At 69.0% G+C, this 25,958-nt stretch carries 19 protein-coding genes; 13 read left to right on the top strand and 6 right to left on the bottom strand.

Annotated features, from left to right (window positions below; all coding sequences use genetic code 11):
* Window positions 1–5: 5 nt before the first annotated feature.
* Window positions 6–899, bottom strand: coding sequence for a serine/threonine-protein kinase (locus QHF89_RS26320; RefSeq protein ID WP_136970176.1), 894 nt, complete (start codon window positions 897–899; stop codon window positions 6–8).
* A 148-nt stretch (window positions 900–1,047) separates the two neighbouring features.
* Between QHF89_RS26320 and QHF89_RS26315 the strand changes: the two genes are divergently transcribed.
* The 4 genes from QHF89_RS26315 to QHF89_RS26300 are packed head-to-tail and all read left to right on the top strand — an operon-like array spanning window position 1,048 to window position 5,745.
* On the top strand, window positions 1,048–2,067 hold the full coding sequence (locus QHF89_RS26315) for a tyrosine recombinase XerC (RefSeq protein WP_136970175.1): 1,020 nt from the start codon (window positions 1,048–1,050) through the stop codon (window positions 2,065–2,067).
* Window positions 2,064–4,346 (top strand): sulfatase, encoded by a 2,283-nt coding sequence (locus QHF89_RS26310; RefSeq protein WP_136970174.1) that lies wholly within the window; start codon window positions 2,064–2,066, stop codon window positions 4,344–4,346. Before QHF89_RS26315 ends, QHF89_RS26310 begins: the two co-directional genes overlap by 4 nt.
* A gap of 54 nt (window positions 4,347–4,400) precedes the next feature.
* Entirely contained in the window at window positions 4,401–5,093 is a 693-nt protein-coding gene (locus tag QHF89_RS26305; protein ID WP_232379337.1) for an HAD family hydrolase, read from the top strand.
* Between the two features lie 10 nt (window positions 5,094–5,103).
* Window positions 5,104–5,745: an RluA family pseudouridine synthase gene (locus QHF89_RS26300; protein WP_284720953.1), complete on the top strand. Its 642-nt coding sequence runs from the start codon at window positions 5,104–5,106 to the stop codon at window positions 5,743–5,745.
* Here the strand turns inward: QHF89_RS26300 and QHF89_RS26295 are convergent.
* Both QHF89_RS26295 and QHF89_RS26290 read right to left on the bottom strand, forming a co-directional pair.
* The gene (locus tag QHF89_RS26295) at window positions 5,738–7,036 is read right to left on the bottom strand and encodes a hypothetical protein (protein WP_136927286.1); all 1,299 of its coding nucleotides are present in this window, start codon (window positions 7,034–7,036) and stop codon (window positions 5,738–5,740) included. The genes QHF89_RS26300 and QHF89_RS26295 overlap by 8 nt on opposite strands.
* Before the next feature lie 102 nt (window positions 7,037–7,138).
* Window positions 7,139–7,822, bottom strand: a complete 684-nt coding sequence (locus QHF89_RS26290; protein ID WP_136927285.1) for an RNA polymerase sigma factor — start codon at window positions 7,820–7,822, stop codon at window positions 7,139–7,141.
* Window positions 7,823–8,054: 232 nt separating this feature from the next.
* Between QHF89_RS26290 and QHF89_RS26285 the strand changes: the two genes are divergently transcribed.
* A complete protein-coding gene (locus QHF89_RS26285; RefSeq protein ID WP_284720952.1) occupies window positions 8,055–9,383 on the top strand; it encodes an ATP phosphoribosyltransferase regulatory subunit in 1,329 nt (442 codons plus the stop codon).
* On the opposite strand, the gene QHF89_RS26280 is transcribed toward QHF89_RS26285, so the two are convergent.
* Window positions 9,372–10,322, bottom strand: coding sequence for a DUF6882 domain-containing protein (locus tag QHF89_RS26280; RefSeq protein ID WP_136970172.1), 951 nt, complete (start codon window positions 10,320–10,322; stop codon window positions 9,372–9,374). The genes QHF89_RS26285 and QHF89_RS26280 overlap by 12 nt on opposite strands.
* Before the next feature lie 241 nt (window positions 10,323–10,563).
* Here QHF89_RS26280 and QHF89_RS26275 point away from each other — a divergent pair, with 241 nt between their 5' ends.
* Both QHF89_RS26275 and QHF89_RS26270 read left to right on the top strand, forming a co-directional pair.
* Window positions 10,564–12,189 (top strand): PAS domain S-box protein, encoded by a 1,626-nt coding sequence (locus QHF89_RS26275; protein ID WP_136970171.1) that lies wholly within the window; start codon window positions 10,564–10,566, stop codon window positions 12,187–12,189.
* Window positions 12,190–12,232: 43 nt separating this feature from the next.
* Entirely contained in the window at window positions 12,233–13,117 is an 885-nt protein-coding gene (locus tag QHF89_RS26270) for an endonuclease/exonuclease/phosphatase family protein (RefSeq protein ID WP_136970170.1), read from the top strand.
* On the opposite strand, the gene QHF89_RS26265 is transcribed toward QHF89_RS26270, so the two are convergent.
* Window positions 13,104–13,487: a Smr/MutS family protein gene (locus QHF89_RS26265; RefSeq protein WP_136970169.1), complete on the bottom strand. Its 384-nt coding sequence runs from the start codon at window positions 13,485–13,487 to the stop codon at window positions 13,104–13,106. The genes QHF89_RS26270 and QHF89_RS26265 overlap by 14 nt on opposite strands.
* A 71-nt stretch (window positions 13,488–13,558) precedes the next feature.
* Between QHF89_RS26265 and QHF89_RS26260 the strand changes: the two genes are divergently transcribed.
* From QHF89_RS26260 to QHF89_RS26240, 5 genes are all read left to right on the top strand, one after another.
* The gene (locus QHF89_RS26260) at window positions 13,559–16,747 is read left to right on the top strand and encodes a protein kinase domain-containing protein (RefSeq protein WP_136970168.1); all 3,189 of its coding nucleotides are present in this window, start codon (window positions 13,559–13,561) and stop codon (window positions 16,745–16,747) included.
* Between the two features lie 177 nt (window positions 16,748–16,924).
* Window positions 16,925–17,776: a hypothetical protein gene (locus QHF89_RS26255; protein WP_136970167.1), complete on the top strand. Its 852-nt coding sequence runs from the start codon at window positions 16,925–16,927 to the stop codon at window positions 17,774–17,776.
* 38 nt (window positions 17,777–17,814) lie between these two features.
* Window positions 17,815–18,999 carry an RCC1 domain-containing protein gene (locus tag QHF89_RS26250; RefSeq protein WP_284720951.1) on the top strand — a complete coding sequence of 395 codons (1,185 nt, stop codon included), beginning with the start codon at window positions 17,815–17,817 and terminating at the stop codon, window positions 18,997–18,999.
* Window positions 19,000–19,048: 49 nt separating this feature from the next.
* The gene (locus QHF89_RS26245) at window positions 19,049–22,282 is read left to right on the top strand and encodes a protein kinase domain-containing protein (protein ID WP_284720950.1); all 3,234 of its coding nucleotides are present in this window, start codon (window positions 19,049–19,051) and stop codon (window positions 22,280–22,282) included.
* Between the two features lie 207 nt (window positions 22,283–22,489).
* Window positions 22,490–23,362: a hypothetical protein gene (locus tag QHF89_RS26240; protein ID WP_136970164.1), complete on the top strand. Its 873-nt coding sequence runs from the start codon at window positions 22,490–22,492 to the stop codon at window positions 23,360–23,362.
* Between the two features lie 12 nt (window positions 23,363–23,374).
* Here QHF89_RS26240 and QHF89_RS26235 read toward each other — a convergent pair whose 3' ends face one another.
* Window positions 23,375–24,481: a serine/threonine-protein kinase gene (locus QHF89_RS26235; RefSeq protein ID WP_284720949.1), complete on the bottom strand. Its 1,107-nt coding sequence runs from the start codon at window positions 24,479–24,481 to the stop codon at window positions 23,375–23,377.
* 85 nt (window positions 24,482–24,566) lie between these two features.
* Here QHF89_RS26235 and QHF89_RS26230 point away from each other — a divergent pair, with 85 nt between their 5' ends.
* Window positions 24,567–25,934, top strand: a complete 1,368-nt coding sequence (locus QHF89_RS26230; RefSeq protein ID WP_136927270.1) for a sigma 54-interacting transcriptional regulator — start codon at window positions 24,567–24,569, stop codon at window positions 25,932–25,934.
* Window positions 25,935–25,958 lie beyond the last annotated feature (24 nt).

Raw genomic sequence — 25,958 nt, 5'->3', positions numbered from 1 at the left:
CAGGGCTAGCCGGGTAGGCGGAAGGTTTGTCGCACCCGATCGGCGCTCGGGCCTTTGCCGTTCATCATCACGCGGATGAGCTCGTTCCACAACGTGGGGATGTACGCGTACCGCTGGTTGGGATCGGCCGCGAGCGCGCGCGCGGCCCACGCGTCGATCTCGGGCGCGAGGTCGGGCCGCAGCGGGGAGAGCTCGGGGCGCGGCGCGGTCGTCACGGCGAGGGAGAGATCCGCGAGGGTGTCGCCCTGGAACGGCGTCCGGCCGGCGAGCGCGCGGAAGACGACGGCGCCGAAGGCATAGACGTCGGCGCGATGATCGAGCGGCTCGCCGCGAAAGGCCTCGGGCGCGACGTAGCTCGGCGAGCCGCCTTGGGTGACGTCGGCCGTGAGCGCCTCGAAGCCGAGGACTTGGGCGAGGCCGAAGTCGAGGATGCGCACGCCGCCGCCCTGCTCGGGCGAGATGAGGAAGAGGTTCGCGGGTTTGACGTCGCGGTGGATGATGCCTTGCGCGTGCGCGGTGTGGAGCGCGCGCGCGATCGGGTCGAGGAGCGTGAGCAGGTTGTAGGAGCTCAAACGATCGCCGAAGAGCTCCAGGTCCGCGAGGTGCGCCTCGAAGCTCTCGCCTTCGAGAAGCTCCGTGACCAGGAACAAGGCGCCGTCGGGGTCGGTGCCGAAGGCATGGACGCGCACGACGCTCGTGCCCCAGAGCGACGCGAGGGATTGGGCTTCGCGGAAGAGGCGCGCGGGGAGCTGCGGGTCGTCCTGGGCCTGCGTGCGGAGCCGTTTGACGGCGACCTCGGTGCCGGTTTGCAGGTCGTTCGCCCTGTACACGACGCCATGACGCCCGCGTCCGAGCTCCTCCCCGAGCTGGTAGCGGCCCTCGAGCGTCTCGCCTTCCATAGGTTCCCCGGGGAGCAATCTACCTGGTCCCTCCCACGGAAGGCATCTTTTCGCAGAGGCCCCTGGTCCGGTCCGGTCGATCGACGCGGGCGCCCTCGGTCGACGCTCTCTTTGCCCGGGGGCGGGGGGCGATGCTACGGGAAGGGCCGTGAAGAGCGCGGTCCCGGAGAACGCCGCGAAGGGCGCGGGCCTCGAAGAGGCCGTGGCGCGGTTCGTACGCCACCTCGGCGAGGAACGTCGAGCATCACCCCATACCGTGGCCGCGTACCGTCGAGACCTTGCCCAGCTCATCGCCCACGTGCAGGAGCGGCGCGGGCGGGTTCGTGGCCCTGGGGACCTCGACGTGTTCGTGCTGCGAGGGTTCCTCGGGCAGCTCGCCCGGACGCACGCGCCGCCGTCGATCGGCAGGAAGATCGCCGCAGTGCGGGCCTTTTTGCGGTGGCTCGAGCGGCGCGGGGAGATCGAGAAGAACCCCGCGGCCGAGCTCGAGCTGCCCAAGGTGCGGCGGCCGATGCCCACGTTCGTCAACGCGGACGCCGCGGCGGAGGTCGTCGAGGCGCCCGACGAGGCGACGGCGGAAGGGCAACGAGATCGGGCGATCTTGGAGGTGCTGTACGCGTCGGGGCTCCGCGTGTCGGAGCTCGTGGGGCTCGACGTCGGCGACGTGGAGATCGCGGCGGACGGTGGACGCGCGCGCGTGCTCGGCAAGGGGAGCAAGGAGCGGATCGTGCCGGTGGGCTCGCTCGCGTGCGGCGCGATCACGCGATGGCTCGGGCGGCGGGAGGAGCTCCGGAACCCGAAGACGGGCGCGCTCGACGAGCGAGCGCTCTTCGTGTCGAGGCTCGGCCGGCGCATCAGCGTGCGGCAGGTGCAGCACCTCGTGCATCGGTACGGCGCGCTCGGCGCGGGCCGCGCGGACCTGCACCCGCACGCGCTCCGGCACACGTTCGCGACGCACTTGCTCGACGGCGGCGCGGATCTGCGCGCGATCCAGAAGATGCTCGGGCACGCGAGCCTGTCGACGACGCAGAGGTACGCGCACGTCTCGATCGATCACCTGACGAAGGTGTACGACGCGGCGCACCCGCTCGCGCGGAGGAGCCCCACGAAGACGGCCGGCCCGGAGGTCGCGCCGCCCCGCGCGCCGCGCGCGCGAACCAAGGGATGAAGACCGCGCTCTACGTTCGAGCTTGGGCGAGCCGGATCGCCCGCGGGGCGATGGGCGCATCCATCGCGGGGCTCGCGGCCGCCGCGCTCGACGCGGCGTATGCGCGCGGCGGCGAGGAGGAGCGCATCGACGCCGCCAAGGCGTTCGCGATCTTCGTCGCGGACGCCGGGCTCGTCGCGCCCGTCGCGCTCCTCGTGGGGCTCGTCGTGGCGACGTCGCTCGTGATTCTTTTCCCGGACGCGGCGCCGACGCCCGCGTCGGCCGTGGCGTCGCTCCGCGCGCGCGCGAAAGGCCGGCCCGCGGACGTGGCCGCGTTCGTGCCGCTCGCGATCGTGGCCGCATTCCTGTGGATGACGCTCTCCGCGCAGCTCGCACGGGCGCTGCTCGCGCTCGACGTCGCGGCGCCGCTCGCGGGGTTCGCCATCGCGACGGGCACGCTCGTCGTCGGCCTGCTCGCGGCGCTGCTCTCGCTCGCGCTCACGCCGGCGCTGCGGCAAGCGCTGGCGACGGCGAGCGAGGGCCGGCCCGCGTTCGTCGATCCCGCGAAGACGGCCTTCGCCGCGCTCGTGGTCGTGGGTCTGCTCCTGGGCCTCGGCGTCGCGACCGGCGGGCCGAGCGGCGAGGGCGGGCTCTTCGGGATCTACGGCGTGCTCAAGCGCCCCGAGCTCGATCTGCGCGCGGTGGGGATGCTCGCGCTCATCGCGTTCGCCGCGGTCCTCTCGTCCGCGCTCGCTTCGCCGCGCAGGGCGCTCGTCGCGGCGCTCATCGCGTTCGCGCCGGTCCTCTTCACGCCGCGGACGGCGGTCTCGCTCGGGGGCGAGGGCGCGCCGGTGGCGCAGGCGATCGAGCGGGATGCGCCGCTCGGCAAGCTCTCGCTCGCGGTGATGCGCAAGCTCGCGGATCGGGATCACGACGGCGCGAGCGCGCTCTTCGGCGGCGGGGATTGCCGCGAGGGAGACGCGTCGGTCGGGCCGCTCGGCGTGGAGATCCCCGACAACGGCGTCGACGAGGATTGCTCGGGCTCGGACCTGCGCGCCGAGGTGCTCGCCGCGCTCGCGCCTGCCGCTTCGGCGCAAGCGCCCGCGCCGAAGAGCGCCGATGTCCCGGCCGACCTCAACGTCGTGCTCATCACGGTGGACACGCTGCGCGCCGACCTCGGGTTCGCCGGGTATCCGCAGCCCGTCTCGCCGAACCTCGACAAACTCGCCGCCGAGAGCGCGGTGTTTCTCCGGGCCTACTCGCTCGCCTCGTACACGGGCAAGAGCGTCGGCCCGATGCTCCTCGGCAAGTACGGCAGCGAGACGCAGCGCAACTGGGGGCACTTCAACAAGTTCGAGGACACCGAGACCTTCCTCGCCGAGCGCCTCTCGCGCGCGGGCGTCCGCACGATGGGCGTGCACGCGCACCGCTACTTCGGCAAGTTCGGCGGCCTCGACGCCGGCTTCGACGTGGTCGATCTCTCGGCCGCGCCGCCCGAGAACGCGCCCTGGGACGTGGCCGACATGAAGTCGAGCGACGCGCTCACGGACGCGGCGCTCGCGCAGCTCGCGAAGCCGGAGAACACGCAGGGACGCTTCTTCTTGTGGGTGCACTACCTCGACCCGCACGCCGACTACCTGCGCCACGACGACGTGCCGAACTTCGGCGCGGGCCAGCGCGCGCTCTACGACGGCGAGGTCGCGTTCACGGACAAACACATCGGCCGCCTCCTCGACGGGATCCGCGCGGCGCCCTGGGGCAAGCGCACGGCGATCGTCGTGACGAGTGATCACGGCGAGGCGTTCGGCGAGCACAAGATGTTCCGCCACGGCTTCGAGTTGTGGGAGCCGCTCGTGCGCGTCCCGCTCGTCGTGCACGTCCCGGGCGCGAAGCCTGCGCGGATCGAGGCGCGCAGGAGCACCATCGACGTCACGCCCACGGTGCTCGATCTCTTCCGCATCGAGCCTCCGAAGCCCGGCGCCGAGGGCCCGGACTTCCTCTCGGGCACCTCGCTCCTGTCCGACGTGTTCTTGCCCGAGGGGCAGACGCCGGCCGCGCGTGACGTCGTCATCGACATGCCGGCCGGCCCCTACAACGACGCGCGCCGCGCGTTGATCCACGGCGACCTCAAGCTGATCGTCTCGAACAACGCGGGCTACGAGCTCTACGATCTCGGCCAGGATCCCGAGGAAAAGAAAGACCTCTGGCGTTCGCCCGACACGCGCCAGGGCATGGAGGAGCGCTACGCAGCCCTGCGCGCGCGCCTCCGGGAGATCCGCGTGACGGGCCCGCGGAAGTGAGTTCGTCGTTCAAGCCCTTCCAGTTCCGGCCGACGATCGCCTAGGATGAACCCCGTGCTTCCCCCCACAGCGGTCGTATTCGATCTCGACGGGACGCTGCTCGACAGCCGCGGCGACATCGTGGCCGCGCTGAACCACGCGCTGCTCACGACGGGGCGCAACCCGCAGCCTGCGCAGGTGATCGTGCGCCTGGTCGGCGACGGCCCGCGCGCGCTCTGCGCGAGGGCCGCGAAGATCCCGGAAGACGCGCCGGAGACCGACGAGCTCATCCGCCTCTTCCTCGACTACTACAGGGAGCACCCGCTCGACTTCACGCGCTGGGCGAAAGGCGCGCTCGAGACGATCGAGGCCCTCTCCGCGATGGAGAACATGTCGCTCGGCATCTGCACGAACAAGCACCGCGCGACGACCGACGTCGTGCTGCGCGCGCTCGGCATCGAGGATCGGTTCGGCGCGGTCGTGGCCGGCGGCGACACGAAGGAGCGCAAGCCCGACGCGGCGCCGCTCCTGCTCGCGGCGAAGCAGCTCGGCTCGATGCCGGCGGCGGTCGTGATGGTCGGCGACGGCATCCAGGACATCCTTTGTGCACGAAACGCCGGCACGTGGGCCGTGGGCGTCGAGTCCGGCTTCTCCACGGCCGAGGCGCTGATCCAGGCGGGGCCGGACGTGACCGTGCGCGATCTCTCGATGCTGCCCGGCATCGTGCAGCGCTGGCGCGAGCCGACGACGAGGATCAAGCTGCGCTAAGTCCTTGCTCGTGATCCTGCATCGGGACGAACGATTCGTCGTCGTCGACAAACCGTCCGGCCTCGCCGTCCACCCCGGCTGGGCCGACGATGAGCGGACCGCGATGCACGAGGTGCGCGATACCCTCGGGCAAAAGGTCTTTCCGGTCCACCGCCTCGACCGCGCCACGAGCGGCGTCCTCGTCTTTGCGCTCGCCCCCGAGAGCGCCCGCGTCTTTTGCGAGATGTTCGAGGAGGGCCGCGTCGAAAAGCATTACCTCGCGCTCGTCCGCGGCGTCGCCCCCGAGGCCGGCACCATCGACCACCCCATCCCCCGCCGTGAGGGCGGGCCACGCGTGCCCGCTTCGACCTCGTTCCGCAGGGTTTGGCGAGGCGAACACCTCTCGCTCGTCGACGCGGAGCCGCATTCGGGCCGGCTGCACCAGGTGCGGCGGCACATGAAGCACATCAGCCACCCGCTGATCGGGGACGCGAATTATGGCAAGGGCGCGCTGAACCGCGATTATCGGGAGCGCTTTGGCCTCGCGCGGCTCGCGCTGCATGCGCGGTCGCTCGGCTTCGTGCACCCGTGGGAGGGCAAGCCGATCACGTTCGAAGCGGCGCTGCCGGAGGATCTCCGGGCGCCGTTCGAGCGGATCGGCGTGGTCATTTGATGATCGACTGGCAGCCGAAGAAGACCTCGATCTTCCCGGTCTTGTCCTCGCCGACCAAGGCCTGGGCCTGGTCGCACGAGGTCTCGCAGAGGATGACCTTCTGCGGCGCCGCGGGGTCGTCGTAATACCAGCCGCCGCCGCTGCAGGCCGCCGCGCCGTTCACCCGCGGCAGGTACGTCGGCGCGCCGCCGCTCGAAAGCGCCACGTTCACGAGCTCCGGATCGAGGTCCTCGCCCGTGGGCGGCTTCGGGATCGTGAGCTCGCACGAGAGCTTCGCGGTCTGGTCCACGGCCTGGGCCACCGCGTCGAAGAACGGCTGCCAGGCGGCGCTGCCGTCGCAGAGTTGCGCCCGCACGCCGCCCGTCTTTTGCACGAGCGTCGTGTACGTCGGGCCCGAGCTCGGCGGCGCGCTGCCGTCCGAATACTCGCAAATCGTGTTCGGATTCGAGGTCGAGCCCCAGCCGTAGATGCCGCTGAACACGTAATCGGTGAAGAGCCCATTCCAGGACGGGCTCAGGATCCCCGGCGGGAGCGTCAGCGAGTTCGCTGGGTTCTTCCCGCCCGCGAACGACTCGAAATTCGTCGCCGAAAGGCGCGAGTTGTCGTCCGACACGATGACGATCGTCTTCGTCGCCTGCGGCCGGAGCTCCTGCTTCCAGGGCTCGCCGCCCCGCTCGTCGCCGAGCTTGTAGCCGTCCGTTTGTCCAAGCGTGCCGAGGAACTGTTCGAGCGGCTGCACGCTGCGGATGTCCACGCTCGAATGGAAGAAGCGCGGACCATTGCCGCAACTGTCGTTGCCCGCGAGCGGCGCCGGAATGCAGATCGGATACCGCGTGCTGCCGCCGACCTGCACCGGGCTCGTCTTGTTCCGGAGCGAGAGCATGATGACCTTGTAGTCCAGGTTCTTCGCGGCGATCAGCGAGGCGAAGGCATTGAGGCCCTTCTTGATCTCGGTGATCGCGGGCTGCATGCTCGACGAGTTGTCGACGACCCAGATGATGTCGACGGGGAGCTTCTCGACGGTCGCCTCGGACGCCGTCGACGCGCACGCGGCGTCATCCGAGAGGGGCGGCGCGTCCGTGCCCGTCCCCCCGTCGTCCTGGAAGAGCCCGCCCTCGCCCGCCGAGCCTCCCGCGCCCGTGCCCGCGGTCCCGCCGGCGCCGCCGGTGCCGCCGGTTCCCCCTTGCCCCGGAGGGTCCCACGAGGAGCTGCCCCCGTTCGAGGTGGCACATGCAATGACCATGGTGGCGGCGGTCGAGGCGAGGAGCGAAAGCAAGACGCAAGGGCGCATGGTCGGACCTTACCACCGTTTTCCACGCCGAACAGGGTTCGTCGATGGCAAAACCGTGTCACGCGCTGCGTACGGGAGGCCGCACGGGGGGTGGGTGCGGCGTCACCCGGCCGTCGTTCCCCGGCGCTCGACCGGGCCGAATCCCGCTTGAAGCTCACGGCCGTATGGCGTCGCGTTCAAAATGGCGCGCAGGCGCAGGCGCGCGCGGTGCAGGCGCGAACGGACGGCGCTCTCGCTGACCATGAGCTTCTGGGCGATTTCCTGGAGCCCGAGATCCTCGTGGTAATGCGCCATCACCACGTCCCGATAGTCGTTTGGCAGCTCGCCCAGGGCGAGCCGGACGAAACGCTCGCGCTCGGCCACGCTCGCCGCGTCGTCTTCGAGCGCCGGGGCGCGCATCGTGGGCAGAACGCTGAGGTCCTCGAGGTCGAGGCCGCCGACGAACCGCGCCCGCTGACGCCTTTGGGAGCGCATCAGCATCAGAGCTTCGTTCGCCGTGACCCGGAAGAGCCACGTCGTGAAGCTCGAATCGCCGCGGAAGGAGCGAATTCGTCGGATGACCTGGAGGAGCGTCGATTGAACGAGATCGAGCCTGTCTTCGTCCGAGACGGGATACCGAGCGAGCTGCCGCTCCACGTGCGGCCGGATGGCACGCGTGAGCGCGTCGAGCGCCACGGTGTCGCCATTCTTGACGCGCTCGATGAGCTCGCTGAGCCGGGCCTCTGCCCCGGCAGGCGCGGGCGGTGCCGCGGAGGTACGCGTCGTCGTGACGGCCTGGACGGCCATGAGAGCCTCCATCACCAGCGCTTTCCCGGCACTTCGTGGGCGCGCCTGGCAGGTGGTCGGAGTTAGCAAGTCATCTGCCAGGCATGGCAGGTCGGGATCCGCGCGAATGGCTGGCGCCGCTGGCACGTCGGGGCGTGAGGGATGTGCCTCCGCGCCTCGCGGGGCGCGTGAGCCATCGCAGCGAGGGCACAAACGATGCGCACGGATTGCCCAGCCGCGGTATAAGCCCGGCGTGGACCGTTCTGGCACTCCGCCCAAGGCGCTCTCGCATCCGCTGCCCGCCGGGATGCGCGATCTCTTACCGGACGAGACGAGAAGACGGCGCGCGCTCGCCCGGACCCTCCTCGACCATTTCGCCCTGCACGGTTACGACCTCGTGACGCCGCCGGCGTTCGAGCTGGCCGAGGTGCTGGAAAAGGGCCTCGGGGCCCTCGATCCCGGCGACGTGTTGCGTTTCGTGGAGCCGGAGAGTGGCGAGGTGTGCGCGCTCCGTCCCGACATGACGCCGCAGATCGCGCGGATGGTGGCCACGCGCCTCGCCGCCGAGCCCGCGCCGATCCGGCTCTGCTACGAAGGGACGATCGTGCGGCGTCGCCAAGGTCGGGCCAAAAAGCACCGGCAAATCCCGCAGGCCGGGGTGGAGCTCTACGGCGCGCCTTCGCCCGAGGGCGACCTCGAAGCGCTGCGGCTCCTTGCGTCGGTGACGCAGGCCGTGGGCCTCGGGTCGTTCGTGATCGACCTCGGCCACGCGCTCATCGCGCGCGCCCTGGTCGACGTGGTGCCATCGCCGCTCGACGTGGAGGTGACGGACGCGCTGGCGCAAAAGGACGCGTCGCGGCTGCTCACGTTGCTTTCGGGCCGGGAAGCGGCGGGGGTGCCGAAGCGCGTGGCGGAGGCGCTCGTGGCGCTGCCGGAGCTCGCGGGCGGGGCGGAGGATCGGCCGGGCGAGGAGATTCTCTCCCGCGCGGAAAAACTCTTCGTGGGGACGGGGGCGGAGGGGCCGCTGCGCGAGCTTCGGGCGTTATGGGAGACGGCGCGCGGGCCGAGCACGTCCGCGGCCGGGCTCGGCGATGTCTTGCGGCTCGATCTCGGCGAGGTGCGGGGCTTCGCATATTACACGGGGCCGATTTTCCACGTGCTCGCGCCGGGGCCGGGCGAGCCCGTGGGGGCGGGCGGTCGATACGACGATTTGCTCGAACGTTTTGGTTTGCCCATGCAGGCGGTGGGCTTTGGCTTGCATCTCGACGCGATTGCGCGGGCGCGGGAAGCCGCGGGCGTGCGGGAGGAGCGGCCCCTCCGGGTGCTCGTGTCCGCGGATCCGCCGGGCGAAGCGCTGGCGTCGTCGCTCCGGGCGCGAGGCATCGCGACGGCGTGGCGCGCGCCGGGGGCGGACGTCCTGCGTTATGCAGCGGCGCACCGGTTTTCGCACGTGGTGACCGCGGGGAGCGAGAGGGCGCTGCGAATCAGCCGGACGGACAAACCCGAGGCCGCGGTGGAGATCGCGGCGGGCACGGGCGTGGACGTAGACGTGGACGGGATCGTGCGGGCCTTAGGCGAATAGCCGCCACTCGTCTTCGAGCAGCCCCAAGGCCTCGTCCAGGCTGCCTGCGAGGTCCGGCGCCAGCCATTCCGACGACGAGGCGCTCTTCGCGACCGCCTCGAACGAGGGCACCGGCACCTTGCCCGCGAGCTTCTCCAGCCGTTTGCCCGTCCGGGCCAGCCGCGAAACCCAGTCCGTGCTGCGGTAGGCGTATTCGGCCTCGTGCAGGAGCGCGCTGCCCACGCGGGCGAGGCGCTCGCGCACGACGACGGCGGGCTCGGCGCCCGAGCGGATCGCCTTGCGGCTCGCTTCGATCTCCAGGAGCACGAGGCCCGCGGGCGAGCCCGGCGTGAACGAGGGGCTGATCGGCTGGAACGAGAGGTCCGTGAGCGCGAGGAAGTACCACGTGTGCGGCGCGGCCACGCGGTAGAGCCATTCGGCGCCCGAGGCCTCGGCCGCGGCGATCGCCACGTGCCAGGCCCCTTCTTCGTCGACGTCGTCCTGCTCCGTGGGCATCCGCTCGATCGGGCGCACGGAGGCCGCGCGCAGGAGCGGATCGGCCCAGGCCATCGTCAGCGAGGACGTCGTGGGCGCGTAGCTCAGGAGCGCGCGCGCGCGGGCCTCGGCCGAGACGCGTCCGCGCGGATCGAGCCACACGAAACGTCCGTCTTTCAGGTCCACGCGATACTCGTGATCCTCGGCGCCGTGCGCCGCGAGCTCCCGGAGGAGCGCGGCCCCGCGCTCGGCCCACTTCGTGACGAGCGGCGGGTCTGCGGCGGGCGGACGCTCGGTGCGCGCGGGTCGGACCTCGGGCATCGGGGGCGCGGGCGGCGCGAGGGCGGGGCCCTCCTTCGGCCTTTTTGCGACGGCCTTCGAGGTCGTCTCCGGGGCGACCTTCGTCGGCTTTGCGGCGGCCTTTTTCGTCCGCGTCGGCTTGGATCCTGCGCGCGCCTTGCTCATCGTGCCTCGAGGGCAGCGCGGAGCTTGCCGCGCTCACCCACCATTTTCAACGGATCCCCACGTTTGTCACGCGCTGGTTTTTGCTTGCCCGACGAACGCCCCGGTCGAGGTGCGCCAGCCTGCCCTCCGCGCTAGAACGTGATGCCCCAGGCGGAGCGGCGAGATCCCGTGTCCTGTCGAGGACTTCGGATCCTTGTTGCGTTGCGCACGTGGGTTGCGCGATCCTGCGAAGATCAGGCCCATGGTCACCCCTCCAATCGTTTCCGCCTCGCTCCCGTTCGATGCGCCTTCTTATTTCGCGCAGTCGAGGGATGTCTGCGTGGTCTACGACACGGCGCGTCGGTTCGTCTATGCGAACCCGGCGGCGTGTGGGCTGCTCGGGTGGGATGCGGAGGGGCTCGTGGGCAAGTCGCCGCGGGATCTTTATGGGGACCGGGCGGCGAGCATCGAGCAGTGCGTGGAGCGCGCGTTTTCGAGCGGCGAGATCGTGCAGGTGGTGCACAAGATCCGCGGCAGCGCGGGGGCGGTCGCCTACATCGACACGAGCTACACGCCGGTGCGCGGCGCGGACGGCAGCGTGTCGTTCGTCGTGTCGCTCGGCCGCGACATGACCGACACGTCGGCGCGTTGGCGCGAGCTCGAGGACACTGTGGCCCGCAGGACGCGGGATCTCACGGCCATGGAGTCGCGCTTCGACGTGCTGCTCCGGAACCTCCAGATCGGCCTCGTCATCCGGGGGCCGCGGGGAGACATGCGCTTCGTCAACCGCCGCGCGCTCGAAATGCTCGGCATGACCGAGGCGCAGATGCACGGCCGCGCTCCGAACGATCCGGGCTGGGCGATGCTGAGCGAGGACGGCAAACCCCTGCCCCCCGACCAATCCCCCATGGCGCGCGCCCTCGGAAAGGGGGAGGCCGTCTCGTCCATGATCATCGGCGTGGATCGGCCGAAAATCGGCGATCGCGTGTGGCTCCTGGTCAGCGTGATGGTGCAGCGGGACCAGGCCGACGTGGTCGAGCAGTACGTGGCGACGCTCAGCGACGTCACCGAGGCTCAAAAAGCCACGCGCGCGCTCGCCGAGCGGGAAGAGACGTTCCGCCTCCTCGCCGAGTCGATCAGCGACGTCTTCTGGATGACGGACGCGAATGGAAACACGCTCGTCTACGTGAGCCCGGCTTATGAAATCGTATGGGGCCGGCAGAGGTCGGAGCTCTACGAAAGACGGTTCCAGTTCCTCGACGCAATTCACCCCGACGATCGCGCGGTCGTCGTGGAAGCCATGCCGCTGCAGGAGCTCGGGCGATACGACATCGATTATCGCGTGGTGCGGCCAGACGGCACGATTCGCTGGGTGCGGGATCGGGCGTATCCGGTGAAGGATGCGTCGGGGCAGGTCGTGCGCGTCGTGGGGCTCGCGAGCGATATCACCGAGCTGCGGGCGGCGTCGGAGCTTATCCGGCGGCAGGCGGACGCGCTGCGGGAGCTCTCGACGCCGCTCGTGCCGATTGGCCACGGCGTGCTCGCGATGCCCATCGTGGGCGTGCTCGATTCGGCGCGGGCGCGGCAGGTCTTGGAGACGCTGCTCGAAGGGATCGTGCGGCACGCGGCGGAGGTGGTGATCCTCGACGTGACGGGTGTCGGCGTCGTGGACGCGCAGGTGGCGAGCGCGCTCGTGGCGGCGACGCAGGCGGCGCGGCTGCTCGGGGCGGAGGTGCTGCTCACGGGCCTGCGCCCGGACGTCGCGCACACGATCGTCGGGCTCGGGCTCGATCTCGGCACGCTCGTGACCCGCTCGACGCTGGAGATGGGCATCCGCTGGGCGCTCTCCGAGCGAAAGCGCGGGAAAAACGTCCATTCCAGGAAATGAAGGGGCAGCCGGGGCGCGCGTGTTGATTTAGGATCCGGGCTCGATGGTGGATGATCAAAGGCCCCTGTCCGTTCGCCTCGCGACCTGGAACTGCTTCGGCGCGCCGCAGAGCCTCGAAGACTTTCTGGAGGGGCGGCCTTTCTGGCCCGAGCGCCTCGGGGCGCCAGCGGTGGTCGAGGCGCTCTCGCGCTTCGACATCGTGTGCATCCAGGAGAACTTCGTGGGCGGGGTGCACGAGCGGCTGGAAGCGTTGCGCGTGGCCGGGGGGTTTTCCGAGCTCTGGCACGATCCGCCGGGTCCCGACGGGGTCGACAAGACGCTCGTCGGCGCGGGCCTCGTGATCCTCTCGCGGTTTCCCCTGAAGGCGCGTTTTCTGCGATTGCCGCGCGGCGTGGGCGCGGACGGATTCGCGCGGAAGGGCGCCGCGCTCGCGGAGGTACGCTTGCCCGGGGGGCGCGAGCTTTACCTGGTGAACACGCATTTGCAGGCGGACGACGGGCGGGTCTCGCCGGAGGAATGCCTCCATGTGCGAAAAAACCAGGTCGAGGTGCTCTGCGACGCGTTGCGGGAGTCGGTGTCGAGCGGCGTGCCCACGGTCCTCTGCGGGGATCTCAATGTGCCTTGCGGGACGACCGAATACGAGGGGCTCGCGCGGAGGCTCGGCGAGAGCTTGACGGATCACACGGCGCGCGCGGGCCTTTTGACATATGACACGGAGCAGAACGACGTGGCGCGGGCGTTTCATGAGGGCGGCCCGGAGCGGGCGCTGATCGATTATGTGTGGACGTCGCGGCGCGCCACGCCGGAGCAGATCGTGACGGAGCTCGTCGCGCCGCTCGGCGAGCTTTCGGGCTGCCCGCCCCAGTATGCTGGCCGGGCGTTTGCCTCAGACCATTTCGGCGTGGGCGTGACGATCAAGATTGATTGATTCGGAGCCGCGCGATCGTCGCGCCCCAGCCGCCGCGCGTGGCCGGCGCGTCCCGGAACGATTCGACGAGCGGGTGGCGCGCGAGGATCGATTGCACGACGCGCCGCTGCACGCCTTTGCCGCGGCCGTGGATGAGCCGCACCTCGGGAAAACCGCGCGTGTGGGCCTCGTTCAGGTATTCCTCGACGACCGAGGGGATGTCACGGGGCGCAAAGCCGTGCAGGTCGATCGCGTCTTCGATCGGCAGGACGGCGATGGCGTCGGGGTCGGGCAACGGTTCGCCGTCGTCGGCCTCTTCGGTCGCAGGCGGCTCTTTCGGTTTTGCCGGGGCGAAGAGGCGCGCGAGGTGTTCGAGGAGGGCGCGGAGCATGGCCGGAGAGCAAAGTACCACCGCGGACCCGGCGTGGCCGCCTTTGCTTCGCGCGTGTATCTTTCCGGGATATGTCGGCGGCGGATGACGGACGAGAGGCGGAGATCGGGCACGAGTCGACGGTGCCGCTCGTCTTGCCGGGGCCGCCGGCCGAGCGGCGGGGCGTGCCGCTTTCGCTCTCGGAGCGATACCAGGACATCACGTTCGTCGGCGAAGGCGGGATGGGCACGGTGTACCGCGGCATGGATCCGCGCCTCGGGCGGACCGTGGCGTTGAAGCTCTTGAAGGGCGACGATCCGGATCTGTGGCGTCGATTCCTCGGCGAGGCGCGGGCGCAGGCGCGTATCCAGCACGACCACGTATGCCGCGTGTACGAGGCCGGGCAGGCGGACGGCGAGCCGTACATCGCGATGCAATTCATCGACGGCGAGCCGCTGTCGCGCTTTCGGGATCGGCTGACGCTGGAGCAGCGGGTCAAGCTGATGCTTGAAATCACGGCCGCGGTGCACGAGGCGCACCGGCTCGGGCTCATTCATCGGGACATCAAGCCGGGGAACATCCTCGTGGAGCGCCGCGAGGACGGCTCGCTGAAGCCGTACATCATGGATTTCGGATTGGCGCGGGAGGTCTCGGACCGCGGACAAACCCGCACGGGCGCGGTGGTCGGGACGCCGGCGTACATGCCGCCGGAGCAGGCGAAGGGCGACGTGCGGGCGATGGATCGTCGCTCGGACGTGTATTCGCTGGGGGCGACGCTCTACGACGTGATCGTGGGGCATCCGCCGTTTGTTGCGGAGCACCCGTGGAAGCTCTTGATGATGGTGGCGTACGAGGATGCGCCGACGATTGGCAAGGTGCAGAAGGGGGTGCCGTCAGAGCTCGCGACGATCGTGATGAAATGCCTCGAACGGGATCCTTCGAGGCGATACGATTCGGCGCGGGCGCTCGCGGAGGATTTGCAGCGTTACCTCGACGGCGAGCCGATCCTGGCGAAGCGGGCCTCGATCGGATACGTGCTCTGGAAAAAAGCGCGCAAGCACAAGCTTCTGGCGTCGGTCTTGACGCTCGGGGCCGTGTCGTCGCTGGTCTTCGGGGGCGTGTGGGTGCGGGCGCAACGGCAGGCGGCGGAGCAGGCGGAGCTCGCGCGGGAGCTCGGCGAGGGCGTGAAGGAAATGGAGCTCTTTCTGCGGGCGGCGTATGCGTATCCGCTGCACGACGTGGAGCGGGAGAGGGACGTGGTACGCGTGCGGCTCGCGGAGATCGAGCAGCGAATGGCGGACGCGGGGAAGGTGGGGCAGGGGCCGGGGCATTATGCGATCGGGCGGGGGCACCTCGCGCTCGGGGATCCGGAGGGGGCGCGGGAGCACCTGGAGAAGGCGATCGCGGCGGGGTATTCGTCGCCGGATCTGCGGTATGCGCTCGGGCGGGCGATCGGCGAGATCTATCAGCGGGCGCTCGCCGAGACGCGGCGGATCACGAACGAGGAGGAGCGGAAGAAGAAGGTCACGGAGCTTTCGCGGGAGCTCAGGGACCCGGCGCTCGGGCATTTGCGGGCGGCGATGGGGGCGCGGATCGAGGTGCCGGCCTATGCGGAGGGGCTCATCGCGCTCTACGAGGGGAAAAACGAGGAGGCCGCCGCGAAGGCGCGGGAGGCGTTCGAGAAGGCGCCCTGGATGCACGAGGCGAAGAAGCTCGAAGCGGACGCGCTCTTCGCGGAGGGGAGCAAGTATCGGCACGACGCGGCGTTCGATCACGAGAAGATGAAATCGTATTTCGAGCCGGCGGCGCGGGCCTACGCGGCCGCGGCGAACATGGGTCGGAGCGATCCGGAGGTGCACCGGGCAGCGTGCGAGTTGTGGGAGAAGACGGGGTGGGCGGCGCTGAATAGCAATGCGGACAGGCGAGTCCCGTTCGAGGCGGGCGTCGAGGCTTGTGATCGGGCCGTGCAGGCGAGCAGCCGAGACGGGAGATCACTCGTGCAACGCGCGTTGTTCCTCATCGCGCGCGCCAATGCCGTCTCGAGCAGCAACGCCAAGGATTCGGCGCAGGCCATCGTTCAGGCCGCGGTCGATGCTGCCGAGGAGGCTCTGCGCGCGCGCCCGCAGGACGTGATGGCGCGATATGCGCTCGCCACGGCGCTGCACGAGCGCGCGAAGCTCTTGGACACCCGCGGTCAGGACCTGCCCATCGAGGACGTCATCCAGGCCTACCTGCGTGTCCAGGAGCTGGATCCGTTGTTCACCTGGTCGTACAACGAGCTCGGGCAGGTGTACATCCTCGCCTCCGATATCGATCGGCGAAAAGGACGGGATGCGAGACGCGCGCTGGAGAACGCGCGGCAACAGTTCGAGCGTGCGCTCGCGCTGGACCCCGGGTTCTCGCTCCCGGCATTCATGATCGTGGAGGTGCTCGCGATGCTCGTGGACACCAGCCTCGAACGGGGGGAGGCCGCCGACGCGCACGTGAAGGACGCGCTCGACGCCCTGGCTGCCCTCGACAAACGAAGCGCCGTCGATCCGTGGCGCACGGCTTACTGGAAGGCGCGCACGTATCGGATCCTCGGCGGCCACGAGCTGGCCCTCGGCCGCGACCCTCGGCGGTTCACGAAGGCCGCCATCGATGCCATTCATGGATTCGCGGGGGATTCCCCGCGGGATATGTTTTTCCTGATCGAGGGGGCGAGGTGCCGGCAGTTGGAGGCGGAGCAAGGGCTGCGCGAGGGCCTTGATCCGAGCTCTCTCCTCGCGGAGGCACGGCGGTGGGTGGGGGACGCGGCGGCCATCAATGGGGGAACGAACATGGCGTTGCGCATCCTCGACGCGCGCATCCAGATCGTGACCCTTCGCGCGGAGCTGCGACGGGGCAGCGCGGCCGCCGCGAGCTTCGACGCCGCTTTCATGAACATGGCCCCGGTCCTGGAGGAGGCCAAGGAGCAAGCCGCGCCGTACCAGGTCATGAGCGAGGTGCATGGTTTGCGAGCGCAATGGTCGGCGAGGGCCGGTCGGAGGTTCCAGGAGGATCTCGCCGAGGGGCTCCGCATGGCGGAGAAGGCGCTCGCCAAGAATCCCCATATGGCAACTGCGTTTGCAGCGATGGGGCAGCTCCACCTCGTGGAGGCGCGCGCGTCGCAGGTCGAGAGCGAACGGGTGGCGGCCGCGCGCCGCGCGAAGGAGGCCTTCGACGCGGCGCTCCGGGAGAACGCGCTCCTCGCGCGGAAGTACGAGGAGGAGCTGAAGGAGATCGCCGCGCTCCTCCCTTGAACATCGTCCGATGGACAAACTGCATGGCGTGGCCTGCACTGCCTGCAGGCACCTCCCCGCAGATGCCTCCGCCGTGGGCCTGAGGACCCACAAAAAGCCGGGCTCCTGCCGGGCTAGGTGACGTGGCACGCCTCGTGCTATCCGTTCTCCACGTCGTTTCTTGGCGAGGAGATACCCATGCTGAAATCGTATTGCTTGTTCTCGTTCGTGGTTGCTGCCAGCGTCGTTTTTTCGGGTTGTGCGGCTCCCGAGGCGGAGAATCCCTTCGACGCCGACGATCTCGACGTCGGCCTGGAAACGCACGACCCCGGCGACCCCGACCCCAGGCCGCCGGGCAGCAGCAACCAATTCGGCCCCGGTTGCTTCTGGAACCCCAACGTCCAGGCGGCCTACAGGCTCTACGCGCAAAAGCCGCTCTACCAGGTGGAGAGCACCCTCCCCGAAAATTCGCATCTGTCCCTGGTCTCGAGCACGTGCAGGGATCAGGCCCTCAAATACCTCGCCCGGTGCGCATTGCCCGAGGGCTCCTCGATGACGGATCCGGTCACCAACACCACGTACAACGGCTGGCTCGGCCTCGCAGAACAGTGGAAGACGCAGGTCTTGAGCAGCGACAACCAGTGGTGGGTCACGTCGTGCCTGCTCGAGCACCTCAATGGGTACGGGATCGAGGTCCCCATTTTGCTCCAGGGAGTTCGCACGGAGCTCAGCGCGACGTCGACGCAGATCTCGCAGTTCCCCGTACCGGAGTCGCGCGCATGGGGAAACCTCTTCGCGGCGGGCTTCGTCGCCAACGTTTGTTATTACACGAACATGGCGACCTCGTGTCTCGTGGAGCAGGTGCTCGATAAGCGCATCTGCGACACGAGTCCCTATTGCAGTCTCAACATCGTGGGGAACTGCAACTCCGCGTGCTTCTACAATCCCCTCGCCGGCTACGTGCAATGCGGTTCGTCGGGGAACAAGTACATCAGCGTGCGCGTGCAGAATTACGATTGGTACGGCTACGATTGTGTCATTCCGGAGTGAACCGCGCCATGAAACATCAATCCAAGGGAGACATCACCATGTCCATGCATCGCTCTTTCATGGTATTCGCCCCCATTGCTTTGCTCCTCGCCGCCTGCGCCGGTCCGAGCGACGCGCCGGCCGAGGGGCGGACCGCCGAGGCCTCGCAGGCCATCACCATGGTCCAGAAGATCGAGGTCGGCTACTCGCACGCCTTCACGATTGCCGACGGCGGGGACCTCTACGCCTGGGGCTACAATGGGAACTACGAGCTCGGCCTCGGTGACACGACGAACCGCCTGGCCCCCGAACAAAGCAGCCTCCTCGATGTCGCCGACGTCGACGCGTACGGCCTGCATGCCTGCGCGGCGACGGAAGGCGGCTCGGTGTATTGCTGGGGCCACAACAACTTCAACAAGGTGGGCTCGGGCTCGTGGTACAGCCCGAAGCAAACGCCCACGGCCGTAGCCGGAATCGCGGACGCGGTTGCGGTCGCCACGGGGTGGGAGCATTCGTGCGCCCTCCTTTCGTCGGGTGAGGTGGTCTGCTGGGGGCAAAACTACTATGGGCAGCTCGGCCATGGCTCGATTGGCTCGTACTCCGCGTCGCCCGTGACGGTCTTGAATCTCGGCGACGCGATTGCGATCGACGCCGGCGCGTATTCGACGTGCGCGCTCCGCGCCACGGGCAAGGTGGTTTGCTGGGGCGACGACTGGCTTGGCCAGCTCGGCAATGGCAGCCCGAGCGCGAATCAGGACGATCCCGTCGAGGTGGTAGGGATCGACGACGCCGTGAAGATGGTGCGCGGGCAAAACCACGGCTGTGCGCTGCTGTCGAGCGGCGATGTGAAATGCTGGGGCGCGAACACCTACGGGCAGCTCGGCCTCGGCTCGGGCGCGGCGAGCGTGGCGTATTCGGCCGAGTTCGTTTCGAGCCTCTCGGACATCGTGGACCTCGGCGCGGGAAACAGCCACACTTGCGCGATTCGCAGCGACAACGAGGTGTTCTGCTGGGGTTTGAACGATTCGCGGCAGCTCGGCGACGGCACGACGACGAACCAGAGCGCGCCCACGCTGATCACGAACGCCGCGGGTGCGATCAAGATCGACGGCGGCCAGGTCTCCACGTGCGCGCTCTTCGAGGAGGGCGTGAAATGCTGGGGCAGCGATAGCGTCGGGCAGCTCGGCAATGGGGCGCCCGCGTCGGGGGCCAGCTCCACGCCGGTCGACGTCGTGTTCCCCTGATTTGAAGGCACGTGCGGAGGGCGGGCGGTTCAGTGTAAACTCGTCCGCCATGTCGACGGAGGGCGGGCGTGATGTGGCCCCGACGGAGCCGGGGCCGCCCGCGTCCGGCGGCGTCGTGCAGGTGGATCTCGGGCTCGCGTCGACGCTCCCGCTCGTGATGCCGGGCCCGCCGAGCGAGCGGCGCCATGTGCCGCGAGCTCTTGCGGAGCGGTACGAGGACATCCGGTTCCTCGGCGAAGGCGGGATGGGCACGGTGTACGGCGCGATGGATCCGCGCCTCGGCCGAAGGGTGGCGCTCAAGCTCCTGAAAGGCGACGATCCGGAGCTCTGGCGTCGATTCCTCGGCGAGGCGCGGGCGCAGGCGCGTATCCAGCACGAGCACGTGTGCCGCGTGTACGAGGCCGGGCAGGCCGACGGCGAGCCGTACATCGCGATGCAATACATCGACGGCGAGCCGCTCTCGAAGCGCGCGGAAAAGCTGACGCTCGAGCAAAGCGTGAAGCTCATGCAAGAGGTATCGGCGGCCGTGCACGAGGCGCATCGGCTCGGCGTGATTCACCGGGACATCAAGCCGGGCAACATCCTCGTCGAGGCGCGCGAGGACGGCTCGCTGAAGCCGTATGTGATGGATTTTGGTCTGGCGCGGGAGGTCTCCGACCGCGGAGAAACGCGAACGGGCGCGGTTCTCGGGACCCCCGCGTACATGCCGCCGGAGCAAGCGAAGGGCGACGTGCGGGCGATGGATCGGCGCTCGGACGTCTATTCGTTGGGGGCGACGCTCTACGACGTGATCGCGGGCCGGCCGCCGTTCGTCGCGGATCATGCGTGGAACCTTTTGATGGCGGTGGCGTACGAGGAGGCGCCGCCGCTCGGCACGGTCAAGAAAGGGGTGCCGGCCGAGCTCGAGACGATCGTGATGAAATGCCTGGAGCGGGAGCCGTCGCGACGATACGAGTCGGCGCGGGCGCTCGCCGAGGATTTGCAGCGGTTTCTCGACGGCGAGCCGATTCTGGCGCGACGTGCCTCGATCGGGTACGTGCTCTTGAAGAAGGCGCGAAAGCACAAGCTCGCGACGTCGCTGCTCGTGATTGCGCTGGGCTCGTCGCTCGTGCTCGTGGGCGTGTGGGTGCGGGCGCAACGGCAAGCGGCGGAGCAGGCGCGGCTCGCGCGCGAGCTCGGCGAGGGCGTGAAGGAGATGGAGCTGTTTTTGCGCGCCGCTTATGAATTGCCACTGCACGACGTGGAGCGGGAGCGGGACGTGGTGCGCGAGAGGCTCGGGGAGATCGAGCAACGAATGGCCGCGGCAGGGCGCGCGGGGGAGGGGCCGGGGCATTACGCGATCGGGCGCGGGCACCTCGCGCTCGGGGATCCGGACGGGGCGCGGGAGCACCTGGAGAAGGCGCTCGGGGCGGGGTATTCGTCGGCGGATCTGGAGTATGCGCTCGGGCGGGCGATCGGAGAGATTTTTCGGCGCTCGCTGGCGGAGACACGGCGGATCACGAACGAGGAGGAGCGGAAGAAGAAGGTCGAGGAGCTCGAGCGGGCGCTGCGGGATCCGGCGCTCGGGCATTTGCGGGCGGCGCTGGCGGCGAAGATCGAGGTGCCGGCGTACGCGGAGGGGCTCATCGCGCTCTACGAGGGGAAAAACGAGGCGGCGATTGCCAAGGCGAAGGAGGCGTTCGAGAAGGCGCCTTGGATGTACGAGGCGAAGAAGCTCGAAGCGGACGCGCTCTTCGCGGAGGGGAGCAAGTATCGGCACGACGCGGCGTTTGATTTCGAGAAGATGAAATCGTTCTTCGAGCCGGGGGCCGCGGTGTACAAAATCGCCGCGGACATGGGGCGGAGCGACCCTGAGGTGCACCGGGCGGAGTGCGAGTTATGGGAAAAGATGGGGCAAGCCGCCCTGTCGAAGGGTTTGCCCTCCGGTACGCCGTTCGACGTCGCCGAGGCGGTATGCAGCCGCGCGGTGCAATCGAGTTCGAAGGACGGCCGGGCGCGCGTGCAGCAGGCGCTCGTGCTCACGGCGCGCGTTTATTCGCGGGTCGCCGTGAGCGACGTCTCGGAGGATACGGTCCGCGCCGTGGAAGAGGCTCTGCGCACCGCGGAAGAGAGCGCCCGGACGAATGGTGAGGACGTCATGGCGCATTATGCGGTGGCATTCGCGCGTCGCATGCACGTGAATGTCCTGTTTGCGCTCGGTCGCAATGCTTCCATGGCGAAGGCGATCGATGCCTACGAGCGGGTTCTCGCGCTCGACCCGCGTTTTACCTGGGCGATGAACGAACTCGGCCTTGCGTACATCTCCGCGGCCGACGACGAGATATCAAAAGGGCGCGACGGCTCGATGCTTCTGCGCAAAGCGATCCGGCAGTTCGACCAAGCGATGGCGCTCGATCCCCGGTTCATCCTACCCGTGGGGCAACGGTTGCAGGCGTTCCGCATGCTGCTCGAAGCGGAGATCGATCGCGGGCGTCCCACGGAGGAGACGAGCAAGGCACTTTTCGAGGCGGTGGCGCTCCTTGAAAAGACGGGCAGCAGCCCCTCGATTCTCGCGTTCTGGAACGCGCGGGCGCACCGGCTTCATGGCCTTCAGGCGTTCGTCCTCGATCGGGATCCTCGACCTGCTCTTCGGACGGCCGTGGATGCCATCCGCGCGTTCGCGGGGCCCATGCCGAAGGAGTTCTGGCTTCTCGAGGAGCTCGCCGAGTGCCGATGGCTGGAGGCCTCGTATGCCTTGCGGCAGGGGCTCGACGCGACGCCGTTCATCGCCGAGGCGCGGGAAGCCGTGCGTATCTCGGCCGGAACGAGTGGATCGACGAGGGCGCAGCTCCGCCTCTTGTCCGCGAGGATCGAGATCGTGGCGCTGCGCGTCGACGCGAAACGTGCGGCGCTGACCCCGAAGAGCTTCGAGGCGGCCTTCGAGCAGGTACGGCCCTTGCTGGAGAAGGAGGGCGTCGACAGCAGCCCGCACGCCCTTCTCGCAGAGATTCATGCGCTCCGGGCGGTATGGCTGGCCGAGACGGGTGGTGATCCCGACGAGGATCTCGAGAAGGGCCTCACGAGGGCCGAGGAGGCGCTCTCCAAGAATCCGCAGCTCGCGAAGGCATACCTCGTGAGCGGCATGATGCACCTCGTAAAAGCGCGGCGCGCGCACGCGAAAGGCGAGCGCGCCGAGGCCACGCGCAAGGCCAAGGAGGCGTGCGCGAAGGCATTCCAGATCGATCCGTCGCTCGGGCGGGATCACGGGAGCCTCAAGAAGGAGGTCGAAGAAATCGTTCCTTAAGGACAGGAGAAGGTTGTAACCTCCAGCACGGATGTGCGAGGAGGGGGTGATGGCGCGCGCCTGCACCTGCTGCATGCTGCCGCCTGCAGCGCGGGACACGAGGCCGCGTCAGGGGCCTCTTTTTCCCTGGGATTTGCTCCGGGGACGTGGTGGCATGAGGTCTGCTAGGCATCTTTTGTCGAGCCGCTTCGAGCCCAGGAGAGCCCCATGAAATCGTCGTACCTGCTCCTCGTCCTTCTCGCCTCCTCCACCGCCCTGCTCAATGGCTGTGTGCTCTCGGAGGAGGAGAACCCCTTTGACGCCGAAGATTTCGATGTGGGGCTCGAAACGGCCGGATATGGTGGATTCGATCCCCCGTTCGGCAGCAATGGCTACGGCCCCCCGTGTTTCTGGGACTCCGGCTCGCAGCAAGCGCTGCGCGACCTCGGCAAAGTGGCGCTCACGTCCGGCGCGAGCGGGAAGCTGCCCGCCCTGCCGACGCTGCTCGCGTCCTGCCGCGAGGTCCTGAAGAACGCGGTCGAGTGCGCCCTGAACCCGTCGCAGTCCGTGGACGATCCCGTCAATGGATTGACCTACCAGGGGCATTGGGGGCTCGCAGACGAGTGGTATTACGGCGGGCTCAGCACGGACGGCAAGCGCTGGGTGACCGCGTGTATGGTGCAGCGGCTCAACGTCCTCGGCGCGCACGTCGATATCCTCCTCGAAGGCAATCACCCGCGGATCGTCGAGAACCTCGCGAACGACGCGACGTACGATTTCGAGGAGTCGAGCGCCTACGGGAACCTGTTCGACTCGCGCGCCACCATCGTCCCCGGCCGGCCGGCGTTTTCTGCGTACGTCTGCTCCGAGCTCGAGCAGATTCAGCAATGCCCGGCCTCGGGCGGCTTGCCTTGGATCGATCACCGGATCTGCGATCAGGCCGGGAATAGCTGCGGCCTCGTGTACCTCGGCGCGTGCCAGACCGCCTGCATTCCGAATGGCCCTGCCGGTGAATACTGGTCGTGCAAGCCGTCGGGTGCCATTGTTTACAACCCGCACACGATCCGGGTGCAGCTCAAGGACCCGACCTCCTGCTTCTGATCGGATCCCGCGCTAACGGCTCCACAAGAAAAACGCCGCGAGCCCGAGGACCAACAGCGTGATCGCGGCGGCCGCGAGCCTCGCTCGTCCCGCGCGGGCCCGCGCGGTCTTCACCGTCTCCGCAGACCGCTCCGTCTTCGCCGACGCCACCAGCGGATTCGCCGGGTGTGTCGCGACAATCTTCCGCTCTTCGTCCGTCACGCCGACGAGCGCCTCTTGCCGCAGGGAAAACCCCTCGGGCAGGAGCGGGCGAAGCGCGTCGCGCATCGCCTCCACGCTGGGAAATCGGTCCTCGCGGGCGTGCGCCGTCGCCTTCTCGACGAACCGCACGATCTCGGCCGGCACCCAGGGCGCGCTCTCGGCGAGCGGCTGCGGCGGCTGCGTCGTGATCGCATAAAGCAGCTCGACCAGCGATTTGACGTGTGCGTGCGGCGGCGCCCCCGCGAGCATCGCGTAGAGCGTCACGCCCATCGAATACACGTCGCATCGGGCGTCGACTTTCTTCGGACTCTCGATCTGCTCGGGCGCCATGTAGAGCGGCGTGCCGATCACCTGCCCGCTCTGCGTCATCGATACGGCCGGCGCCGTGAGCGCGCCGCCCGCGCCCATCGCCTCGGGCGTGCGCCGGATTTTCGCTACGCCGAAATCGAGGAGTTTTACGGTGACCTCGCCGTCCCCGCCCCGCGCGAGAAAAAGGTTCTCGGGCTTGATGTCGCGGTGGATGACGCTCACCGCGTGCGCTGCCGCGAGCCCCTCGCAAGCCTGCGCCAGGATCCGCAGCGCGACGTCGGGGCGGAGCGGGCCCACGCGTCCGAGGAGCGCGCGCACGTCCTCCCCATCGAGCAACTCCATGACCTGGAACGGCACGCCGCTCTCGGGATCGTGATCCACCGCGATGGCCGCGACGACGTGCGGCGAGTCGAGGGAGCCGGCGATCCGCGCCTCCTGCTCGAAGCGGAGCAGGTCCGGGTCATCGGGGGCGAACGGGCGCACATGCAGCCACTTGATCGCCACGCGCTGTCCGGTCTTCGTGCTCCTCGCCTCGTAGACGGTCCCCATGCCGCCTTGACCCAGCACGCGGACGATCTCGTAGTCGGTGAGGAGCTGCCGACCAATCATCCGGGGGCATGGTACGCGGCGCCCGACGAAGAGCAACTGCTTCGGCGCGAGCAGGCGCGTCCGTTCGTGATACCGTGCCCGCACCATGAGCAAGGAACCGCACGCGAAGGAGACGGTGGCCCTCGTCGTTCGCCCGCGCGAGTGCGCCATCGGCCGCTTTCGCCTCCAGGTCACGGCGGGGCCCGATCGAGGCGTCGAGCGCGTCTCGGATGGCGCCGAGCTCTCCGTGGGCACGGCCGCCGGCAACCACCTCGTCCTGACCGACGGCGCCGTCTCGCGTCACCATTGCGCGATCACCGTGACGGACCGTGGGTTTCTCGTGCGCGACCTCGGCAGCCGAAACGGCACGCGGGTCACAGGCTTCCGCGTGGAAGGCGCCTACCTCGGCCCGGGCGCGGTGCTCGGCATCGGCAAATCGACGCTGCGCTTCGATCCGCTGCCGGACGAGATCGTCGAGCCGCTCGCCGACGAGGAGCGTTATGGCCGGATCCTCGGCCAGAGCATGGCGATGCGCAGGCTTTTTGCGGCGCTGCCGCGGATCGCCGCCTCGGATTCGACGGTGCTCATCGAGGGCGAGACCGGCACGGGCAAGGGGCTGCTCGCCGAGGTGATCCATCAAAAGAGCCCACGCGCGCAGGGGCCCTTCGTCGTGATCGATTGCAGCTCGATCCCGCCGACGTTGATCGAGGCCGAGCTCTTCGGCTACATGCGCGGGGCGTTCACGACGGCGCTGCAATCGCGCGCGGGCGCGTTCGAGGCGGCCGCGGGCGGGACGGTGTTTCTGGACGAGCTCGGCGAGCTGCCGATCGACATGCAGCCGAAGCTGCTCCGGGCCCTCGAAGAGCGGGTCGTGCGGCGGATCGGGAGCCTCGACCCGGTCAAGCTCGACGTGCGGGTGATCGCCGCGACGAACCGCGACCTTCGGCAGGAGGTGAACCGCGGGACGTTCCGCTCGGATCTCTACTATCGGTTGAACATCGTGCGGATTCGATTGCCGCCGCTGCGGGAGCGGCGCGAGGACATTCCGCCGCTCGTCGCACATTTCTACGAGCAATTCGCGCGGTCGGGCGATCCGCTGCCGCCGGCCGAGCTCGTGGCGGCATTCACGAAGCAGGATTGGCCGGGGAACGTGCGGGAATTGCGTGCAGCGGTGGAGCGGGCGATCCTGATGGAGGACGAGGCGCTCTGGTTCGAGGCGACGCTCGGCGCGGCGCCCGGATCGGAGCCCAAGACGGCGGCGCCGCCTTCGGCCGATTACGATGAAGATCTCGCGCTCGGCTCGTTCCGGGCAGCGAAGGAGCGGGCCGTCGCGCGGTGGGAGCGCGGGTACATCGAGACGCTGGTGCGGCAGAGCGGGGGCAATCTGTCCCGCGCGGCGCGCTCGGCGCACATGGATCGGAACCACCTGCGGGAGCTCTTGCGGCGGCACGGGATATCGGCCACGGAGGAGTGACGCCGCGCCGGGAAGAATGCAAGA

Origin of the sequence: Polyangium sorediatum, from assembly GCF_029946465.1 — a bacterium.
Lineage (GTDB): Bacteria > Myxococcota_A > Polyangia > Polyangiales > Polyangiaceae > Polyangium > Polyangium fumosum.
This window is presented reverse-complemented; position numbering and strand designations above follow the sequence as displayed.